Origin of the sequence: Sodalinema sp. (assembly GCF_046483825.1) — a bacterium.
GTDB lineage: Bacteria > Cyanobacteriota > Cyanobacteriia > Cyanobacteriales > Geitlerinemataceae > Sodalinema.
The window spans coordinates 22,454-31,390 of the sequence record NZ_JAWOCL010000224.1; the positions used below are offsets into that span (position 1 = coordinate 22,454).

General features: G+C 49.7%; 7 protein-coding genes. 3 read left to right on the top strand and 4 right to left on the bottom strand.

Going from position 1 to position 8,937, the window contains the following annotated elements; all coding sequences use genetic code 11:
* Positions 1–246: 246 nt before the first annotated feature.
* The 3 genes from R6U67_RS14695 to R6U67_RS14705 all read right to left on the bottom strand — a co-directional run bounded on the left by R6U67_RS14695 (position 247) and on the right by R6U67_RS14705 (position 4,993).
* Entirely contained in the window at positions 247–2,544 is a 2,298-nt protein-coding gene (locus tag R6U67_RS14695) for a S8 family serine peptidase (protein ID WP_410253243.1), read from the bottom strand.
* Between the two features lie 161 nt (positions 2,545–2,705).
* Positions 2,706–4,844 (bottom strand): DNA phosphorothioation-associated putative methyltransferase, encoded by a 2,139-nt coding sequence (locus R6U67_RS14700; protein ID WP_410253244.1) that lies wholly within the window; start codon positions 4,842–4,844, stop codon positions 2,706–2,708.
* A gap of 23 nt (positions 4,845–4,867) precedes the next feature.
* Positions 4,868–4,993, bottom strand: a complete 126-nt coding sequence (locus R6U67_RS14705; protein WP_410253245.1) for a hypothetical protein — start codon at positions 4,991–4,993, stop codon at positions 4,868–4,870.
* 64 nt (positions 4,994–5,057) lie between these two features.
* Here R6U67_RS14705 and R6U67_RS14710 point away from each other — a divergent pair, with 64 nt between their 5' ends.
* Both R6U67_RS14710 and R6U67_RS14715 read left to right on the top strand, forming a co-directional pair.
* On the top strand, positions 5,058–6,185 hold the full coding sequence (locus R6U67_RS14710) for a DUF262 domain-containing protein (protein ID WP_410253246.1): 1,128 nt from the start codon (positions 5,058–5,060) through the stop codon (positions 6,183–6,185).
* Positions 6,164–6,808: an MAE_28990/MAE_18760 family HEPN-like nuclease gene (locus R6U67_RS14715; protein ID WP_410253247.1), complete on the top strand. Its 645-nt coding sequence runs from the start codon at positions 6,164–6,166 to the stop codon at positions 6,806–6,808. The genes R6U67_RS14710 and R6U67_RS14715 overlap by 22 nt, the downstream gene beginning before the upstream one ends.
* Positions 6,809–6,906: 98 nt before the next feature.
* Here the strand turns inward: R6U67_RS14715 and R6U67_RS14720 are convergent, their stop codons facing one another.
* Complete coding sequence (locus R6U67_RS14720; RefSeq protein WP_410253248.1) at positions 6,907–7,413, bottom strand: ureidoglycolate lyase; 507 nt, start codon at positions 7,411–7,413, stop codon at positions 6,907–6,909.
* A 321-nt stretch (positions 7,414–7,734) separates the two neighbouring features.
* Between R6U67_RS14720 and R6U67_RS14725 the strand changes: the two genes are divergently transcribed.
* The gene (locus R6U67_RS14725; protein WP_410253249.1) at positions 7,735–8,904 is read left to right on the top strand and encodes an ISAs1 family transposase; all 1,170 of its coding nucleotides are present in this window, start codon (positions 7,735–7,737) and stop codon (positions 8,902–8,904) included.
* The last annotated feature ends 33 nt before the right edge of the window (positions 8,905–8,937 follow it).

Sequence of the window (8,937 nt, forward strand, 5' to 3'; positions counted from 1 at the left end):
CTCATGGATTAGAAAAAAGCGGATCAAAAAGGCGGTGCGTCAACAGCGCACCGACCGGATTGATAACGGTAAAAGCTTAATGTCTCAGGCGAGAAACTAAGGATTTACCGGAGATTTAGGGATAGAGACCACTGACGGACGGACGATTTACGCGGCGAAGGTTTTAAGTCAGTGACGATCTCCTCCGTATTCTAATCGTCCCAAAGAGCCTCGTCAATGGTCTTGAGGGGGTTGAGCGATCAACCGTCACCAATCCATGGTGACAAACTGGTCTGGAGTTAACAGACTCGAATCCACATCATTGAGAATTGCTCGGGTTTCGGTTCCTTCTTCAAGGATGGCATCAGCCCCGGCTTGGCTAATGGTCAGTGCTTCTTGAGTCAGACCATCGGCTAAGCCAATTTGGTCAGCTTCGGTGTTAAAGTCGGTGATGATATTCTCCCCACCATTGGGACGCAGGACAAAGGTATTATTGCCACCGCCCCCAATGAGGGTGTCATCTCCTAAATCGCCCGAAAGGACATCATCACCCTCACCTCCTTCAAGGAGGTCATTTTGCTGGCCGCCAAAGAGGGTATCATTGCCCTCACCAGTGCTAATCTGGTCATCGCCGAGACCCCCCATGAGGAGGTTATCGCCTCGGGGATTGATGAGCGTATTATCTCCCTCATTACCCACGAGAGTATCATTGCCATCGCCTCCCCAGACGTTTTCAATCTGGGTCGTTTCATCAATGGTCAGAGGTTGACCCGCCAAGACTCCCGTTGCTCCTGGGTTAATGTCAATGAGACTATCGGAACGCATGGCAGCGGCGTTAATGCTATGGGTTCCCTCAGGATTGCTCAGAACTTGGCGATCGGGGTCATCTAAGCTGCCATACTCTTCGGTATAGATGTAGGCTTCATTGGGGGTGGCCTCATCGCCATAGGCCCGTAAATCCCAATTGTTGAGGGTTCCCCCGGTGCCAGATTCCCCATCTTCGAGGGTTAAGGTCCATTCTCCCTCACTGGTTTCACTCCAGTTGAAGGTACTGGAGAAGGTGAAATCAATGCCATCTTGGTAAGACTCACCCAGTTCGATGGCGATGGGGTCGTCCGTAAAGGCTTGGGGATTATCACGAAATTCGGCGAAGGGAGCCTCTAGTGGATTTCCCATCTCATCCTGACCGAGATTTATGGTCTCTAGTTGGGAGCCGTCAAATAAGACACTCTCGGTTCCGGAGGGGGAGGTGAGGGTAATGACTAAATCTTCGATGGCCTCATGGGAAACATCCACCGCAATCTCAGTCTGTTGCAAGTCCAAGCCTTCGGGAAGGGTAACGCTATCAGAAACCGTGGCCCCATCGGGAATCTCCACCGGCGCAGCGGAACTCTCAACGAGACTAGCTTCATTAACCCAGGTGCGTTGTGGGTGTTGGTCAGCCCAGAGATGTTGAACGGTCCAACTTTCCGCTAAACGGACGGCGGTATGACCATCGACCAGACCAAACCCGTAGTCATGATTAGCATGGAGACCTCCACCATTCCAAGTTTCGGCACCATTGAACTGCCAATCGTCGTGAGTGGGGTCGTTTTGTCGTGCGGAATAGGCCAGAATTTCTTGCACATCCCGATAGCCGAGATGGGGGTTGGCTTCGAGCATTAACCCCGCCACGCCGGAGACCATGGGAGCAGAGGCAGAAGTTCCCGAAAACCGATTAGTGTAGTTGAGGTTGGGGGTATTCTCAGGTACTGTCACTTCGTTGGGGTTATAGCCCTCAACTCCCATAAAATCAGTGCTGGCAATGGTTCCTGGGATTTCTTCTCCATCGCCATCTCCAAAGGCAGACACGAGCAGATTGGCTCCCTGACTACTATAGGGAGCGGCAATCCCTTGACCATCAATGGCAGCAACGGCGATGGTGTGACGAGAGTTGGTTAGATTGTTATAGTTTGCGTGATGCCCTAACTCTTGTCTCGAATTGCCAGCTGCCCAAACAAACACAGTCCCTAGACCATCACGACCCTGGGTGATGCCAGCTTCTAGGGCTTCTTTGAGTTCAGGGGCCTTGTTGAAATTGTCTTGAAAGGGATTGTTTGGCCCCCAACTATTATTGGAAATATCAAAAGCGGCCTGACGCTCCAGTGGCGTTACATCGGTTATCTTGACAATGCTTGCTTCATCGGAGAGCATATCGGTATTACGAAAGCCGGTAATATTGGAGTTGGGGGCAACTCCCGTGGTACCGACGCCGTTGTTATCCCCAGCAATAATCCCGGCAACGGCAGTTCCATGGGGATCGGGGATTGGTGTCCCTTCACTGGGGTCGTAGGGGGGGGTTAACCCCTCTGGGTCGAAGTCGTAATTTCCGATAAGATTCTCGTGGGTGGCTTGTACTCCTGTATCAACAACGCCAATGCTGACTCCCTCACCGCTGTAGTCATCCCAAACATTCGAGGTATTGGGATCTGGGTCAATTAAATTCAGGTCAACCCTGGGGGTGCGACCCTCTTGACCATCGTTGTAAATGTACCACTGTTGGTCGAATAGAGGTCCAAATTGCATATAGAACTCTTGAGCTTGCTACGTTGACGCGGAAGGCTGCTCCCTCACCGGCGATCGCCCGATATCGTGGCAGATCCTGTTCGTCATATACGTATATGGTGTAAAAAAGAAATCTAGTTTTCAAGAGGGATGTCTGGATATCATGGCGAATCATCGTCCACTTAGGACTTAGAACGGTTTTTGCGAGCTTCGATGACTCGTTTCTGATAGGGGTCAACATCTTTGCGCCAATAGACGCGATGACCCCGAACCTCTGCACCATTGGCTTTGAGGCATTTTAACCATTGTCGATATCGTCTGATGGCTTCGGGGTCGTCAAGGAGTCCCCATTTTTGCTCTTGTCGGCTGAGTCGGGCAAAACGGTCATAGTGGGGATAGTCTGGGGTGACAAATTCTTCTTTTTTGTGCAGAACAAAGGGGTTTTCAAAGAGTTCGTAGGTGTAGCGATGAACTCGCAAATCTTGTAGGTCGATTTGCATGATGGTTTTAATCAGAGGATGGGGGTTGGTGTCGAAGTCTGGACAGTGAAAATAGGAGATTTTCGGGCGTTGGGTGTGGAATTGAATGAGGGTCGTATTGTCCATTCTGCCGATGGTGTGGCTGGCGCAACCTTCGTAGAGCCGTAAAATGGGGTCGAGGTGGTTGAAGGCGCTGATATGTACGGTTAAGCCCCTGGGAGAACGCTGGCCAATGTTACTGCGATCGCACAACTTCCCTAACCGCTCTAAACTGCCCAATCCATATAACATTAAGTCCGCCGCCATGAGGGCTTGTTTATAATTCCCAAAAAAGGCGCGGATATCATAGCGAATCGCTGGGGTTAACTCACTAAACCGGGGGCGATCGCCCAGGGCGGTTAAGGCTAAATAAATCAGGAGTTCTTGGCGGCGACGTTCGGCGATCGCATCCCAGTCCGCCTCATCCGTCGCTTGCAACACCAGGCGAAACGCGCGACGCAAACTGCCAAATAAATCAATAATATCCGCTTCTTCAATTAACTCTGTGGGTTTCGGAAGGCGGCCGCGATCGCTGAAAAACTGCATCAGGGGTTCTAAGGTATCTCGACATTCCTCAAACCGCTGAACTGAGACGCGCACACGGGGAGTTTGGCTGCGAGAACGGAAGCGAGAGGCGCGAAATTGCTCCTGCTGTTCGCGATCGCGAAACACCCCATACACCCCCAACCCCACAGGCAGCGCATCCACCCCCAACACGCCATCAATATAGGCTTTTAACTCCTCCTGTTCATAATATTTCTGAAAGGTTCCCCGCTGCGTGACCACCCCATCCCCATAGACAACATCTTCCTCATCGCGATCGCGCACCAACACCTGGGCCGCCACCAGTAACACCCCCTCCGTCAACGCCCAAGCCTTCTGCAACGCTTCCCGGCGTTCCTGAGGATCTTCAATCACATTAATCACATAGCCCAAATTGACAAATTGCGCCTTCTCCAACGCCGTCTCTGGGGCATAATAAGGGTCCCAACCTTGGACTGTGAGTCCCCGCTGTTGCAGCCGTTTCACATCTCCCCCATAGCCGCAACCATAGTCAAAACAGGTCATTTCAGGAGTTAACAAGCCCGCTTCTAGGGCTAACTTCAGGGGACGAGAAAAATCATGACGCATCATGGCCGCCCGATGGCGTTCAATTCGGGCTTTAAGAGGATTCTCCACCTGACGCCGCTGCACCTGATGGCCCTGAATTTCCACCCCCACATCCTTTAAGTAGCGTTGCCAATTGTTGCGAGTGCCGATGTGACGGGTATTATCGAGGAGTCCGAGGGCTTCTTCCTGTTGCGTCAGAGTTCGGAATTGCTCGTAACCGGGATAACTCGGTTCAACAAAGGTTTCCTTACGATGCAAAATAGGCGGATTTTTGGAGTCTTGGTAATTGCGACAACTGACGGTTCCCTGTCGCAAGTTGACGAGAATACTTTGCACGAGGGCGGGATGGGGGTCCGCATCGAAGTCAGGATAGGATAAATAGGAGAGTTGAGGCTGGCTGAGGGAGAACTTGACGAGAGTGGCGTTGTCTAGGTTCTCAACCCCACTGGCGGCGTAACCTTCATAGAGACGTAGGGGCAGCGGCAGGGCAGCGACGGCACTGCGATGGACATAGAAGGCACTGGGGAGGGTTTTACCGACGTCACTCTCCTGACAGGCGTTGACGAGGGTGGTGTGGGGGAGTTGTTGCAGCAGTTCCGTCCAGTTTTGCGGTGGCGACTCCAACAGTCCCACCTCTAGGGCCTGTTCAATTAAAGCCTGCAACGAATCGGAGACGGTGACTAGGGGAGTCATGGCCAGGATAGATGAGGTGCGAGTTAGGGGCGAGTGGGGGCGATCGCAAACTCCACCCCATCCTCCTCAAGATAATCGTAACTCAGGTGATCTGTCACATTGGTATCGGTGTCGAGTCGTTGTCTCATCCAACCGTTGGGGGGAGCCATTCGTTATGGGAGATAGAGAATTGCAATGGTATAATAGCCAGTATTAACAATTTTCTAAATTGCCATGACTCTCGAACAAGAAATACGAAATAAGTCCTCTCAAGTCTCGACAAACTCTTATTCAATGTCCGTCAATGAACTGGTTTCCATGTATCGGGACGGAGAGTTAAATATTCATCCTGAATTTCAACGCTTTTATCGTTGGACAGTCGGACAAAAATCACGATTTATTGAGTCCCTTCTCCTGGGTATTCCCATTCCACCTATCTTTGTCTCAGAACGGTTAGACGCTCATTGGGATGTGATTGATGGCTTGCAACGACTGTCAACTATTTTAGAGCTAATGGGAGAACTCAAAAATGAAGAGGGCATTACCCAAGAGGAGTTATGTCTAATTGAAACTCGCTATCTTCCTAGCCTCAAGAATCGAACTTGGTCAGCCAAGCAAGGAGAAAAACAATCGTTGCCCGATTCAGCAAAAATTAAAATAAAACGAGCTAGGCTGGATGTTAATATTGTCAAACAAGATAGCGATGAAATTGCAAAATATGAAATTTTTCAACGATTAAATACAGGGGGGTCTCTGGCGACAGACCAAGAAGTCCGTAGTTGTATTCTCATCATGAATAATCGTGAGTTCTTCCTATGGCTTCAAGGACTTTGTGATTTTATACCATTCAAAGACTGTCTCATTCTAACAGATCGTGCAATTGAAGAGGCTTTTGACCTGGAGCTTGTTACTCGTTTTGTGGTACTCGCAACCTGTCCAACCTCCCAGCTCAACGGCATCAATGAGCTGGGAACATTTTTGACGGATAAGATTGTTGAAATTGCCAATGATGATAATTTTGAAAAAAACGAGGTTGAAGAGGTCTTCAAAAGAACATTTGACTATCTCTCAACGCAATTTGGAGAAAATAGTTTCAGAAAGTATAATCACAACAAAGAAATCTATATGGGAGGTTCTCTCGTGTCTTTATTTGAAATCGTTGCGGTAGCGTTGGCACGAGTTCTATTAAATGGTGGTGAATTGCCTAATGATTCTGAATTTGAAAAGGCTCATCGAGATTTAAGTCAAAATGAAACTCTAAAGGAATTCACTAAATCTGGGGTCAGGTCTTCAACTCGTATTCCTAAAACAATTAACTTTGGTCAGTCTATGTTGGAACAATGCGTAAAATCAGAACAATAGATGATTTGTTAGATAGCCTAGCATCTGAGAGTCAAAGACGTAAACAGGAAATGATAACTTTAAATTTTCTATTAGATAGTCGGCGAAAACATGAAGTCCAAGTAGTTTGTAGAAGCTCAGTTGTTTTAGCTTATGCTCACTGGGAGCAATTTGTCCATCATGCAGCCCAAGTTTATATCGGATATGTTGACAGTCGGAGACTATCGCTCGATCAACTTTCTCTTAATTTTCAGGTCATTGGCTGTCAAAGACTTATTCAAGATGTTATCAATCATCAGTCAGGATTTTGCTATCAAAGCCAGTTAATCGAACAATTAAAGTTGAGATCTTCAGAAACCTTAACACTTGAATATGACAAAATGAAACAGAAATCTAACTTGGATGCCGGGAGCTTTCAGAGAATCTGTGAAATTCTAGGTCTTGAGACGAATTTGTGGAGGGATAAATATGGCTTTATCAATGATTTATACAGGACTCGATGTAATATCGCCCATGGAGAACTTTCCAGCGACAGCCCTCAAGTCGAGTATGCCAAAGAAGTGTTAGACTTTGTGATTCACGGGATTGATCACTTCAAAACCGATATCGAAAATGCAGCCCTGAATGAGGACTATTTACTCTAGTGTTAAACCAGTTATATCACCGTTCAATCGGCTCGTTCCCCGACAGGACTGACGAGGAACAATGGTATTAAAAGGGTCGATAGTTAGCCAATTCCCGATTAGGGGCGAGTGGGGGCGATCGCAAACTCCACCCCGTCGTTCTCACGATAATCGTAACTCAGGTGATCTGTCACATTGGTATCGGTCAGTTCCAAGTTATAGAAGTCCACGGTTTCCGCTTCAAAATAGGGGCCAGCGTGCCAAGTGCCGCGATGCAGTTTGATGAAACAGGTTCCGGGGATGTGGAAGGCTTTGAGGCGGGTGTCGTCGGGGCGCGGGCCGTCACTGGGAGGGGCAACGGCGAGGAACCAGTCCTGTCCCTGCAAGGACCCGAGACATTGGGTACAGCGGCTATGGCGGGTAATTTGATGGAAGTGATAGCCGCGATGTTGCAGTCGCATCAGATAGAAGCGAGGTTGTCCCTGGTTTAAGTCTAATTGGGCCTCTTGAGCGTCAAAGGGTTTGCTGTCTTCTTGAGGGGTAATCAGTTGACCGTAGGGGGCAAAGTTCTCGGCGGTAATGGGTTCGGGGTGGAGTTCTCGATGCGGGTTGACTATCGGTGTCATGTTCGGTGTCATTGGGGATGTTTACAACGCGATCGGCCTCCCATCATATCGTGTTGGGGTTGATGCCCGGTGATGGGAATCATGCCGCCCGTCGTCCCGTTTGTGGGTGTTCTTCTTGAGATTAGGCTAATACTAGATTAGATCAGGGTAATCGCATCTAATTTGGTATAAATTGTACTTGACAAGGAACCCGAAATGGGAGGTGCGAGGAGTGGTGACAATTGAGACAGTAGGAGATAGGGTGAAGGAGCTTTCATAGAAAAGTGTGTCCTTCATTAGCGTGGTAAAGACCCCATGGCTCAAGGATTTGGTCAACGGGTGCTGACTCCTCAGACCACCCGAGAGACGAAGATTTTAAGAGAGAGCGTCCTCGAGCATTTTCAAAATCTGAGAGACCCCCGTGTGAAACGAACCCAACACCATAGTTTAGTGTCGATTGTTAGCATAACCCTCCTGGCGGTCTTGGCTGGGGCTGATGGGTTTGTGGCCATTGAGCGCTATGGTCGGGCCAAGCAATCATGGCTAGAAACCTTTTTGGATTTGCCGAATGGAATCCCATCCCACGACACCTTCGGGCGTGTTATTGGGGCACTAGACCCAGGAGAGTTAGAGGAAGCCTTTTTAGCTTGGGTTGGAGGGCTCAGCGAAGCCCTGGGGGTGGAGTTAATTCATATAGATGGGAAAACCGCCCGAGGGTCCTATGACCGCGAGGGCCAACTCAAAGCCCTACACAGTGTGAGCGCCTGGAGCAGTGAGCAGGGCCTGGTGCTGGCTCAACAGCGAGTCGATAGCAAGTCCAATGAGATCACCGCCGTTCCGGTGCTGCTCAAGCTCCTGAAACTGAAGGGGACGGTGGTGACCCTCGATGCCATGGGTACTCAGACGGCGATTGCGACTGAAATTAAACAAGCCGAGGGGGACTATGTGTTGGCCCTAAAAGGGAATCAGGGGACCCTTAGCCATGCGGTCGAGACTTGGTTTGAGCAGGCGGATGCCCGTGGCTGGGATAGCATTGAGTCTGACCACCATGAGACGATGGAGTCGAGTCACCATCGGCTTGAAACTCGTCAGGTTTCGACAGTGCCGGTCAGCCAATTACCGCCGTTGCCCCGTCAAGGGAAGTGGACTGGCTTGACCACGGTCGTCAGGGTGCGAAGTACCCGCCAACTCTGGAACAAAACCACTACTGATGTCCGCTTCTACATTAGTAGTTTGCCGTCGAACGCTAGCCGCCATGCTCAGGTGATTCGTTCCCACTGGACGGTCGAAAACAGTCTTCATTGGGTACTCGATGTCACCTTCAATGAAGATGCTAGCCGCATTCGCCAAGGCTATGCTGCCCAAAACTTCAGTCTCATCCGTCGGCTCAGTGTTAATTTGCTCAAGCGCGAACCCTCGAAGCTCAGTCTGAAGATGAAGCGCTACACCGCAGCGATGGATAATGACTTTATGCTCAAGATTCTGGCGGCTAGTCAGGTAGAGGAGGTGTGACGGACAACAAGATCGCTACCCTGGGATAACGAC

Coding starts and splice junctions, on each gene's coding strand:
- R6U67_RS14695 (WP_410253243.1), bottom strand. CDS start 2,544: ATGCAATTTGGACCTCTATTCGACCAACAGTGGTACATTTACAACGAT.
- R6U67_RS14700 (WP_410253244.1), bottom strand. CDS start 4,844: ATGACTCCCCTAGTCACCGTCTCCGATTCGTTGCAGGCTTTAATTGAA.
- R6U67_RS14705 (WP_410253245.1), bottom strand. CDS start 4,993: ATGGCTCCCCCCAACGGTTGGATGAGACAACGACTCGACACCGATACC.
- R6U67_RS14710 (WP_410253246.1), top strand. CDS start 5,058: ATGACTCTCGAACAAGAAATACGAAATAAGTCCTCTCAAGTCTCGACA.
- R6U67_RS14715 (WP_410253247.1), top strand. CDS start 6,164: ATGCGTAAAATCAGAACAATAGATGATTTGTTAGATAGCCTAGCATCT.
- R6U67_RS14720 (WP_410253248.1), bottom strand. CDS start 7,413: ATGACACCGATAGTCAACCCGCATCGAGAACTCCACCCCGAACCCATT.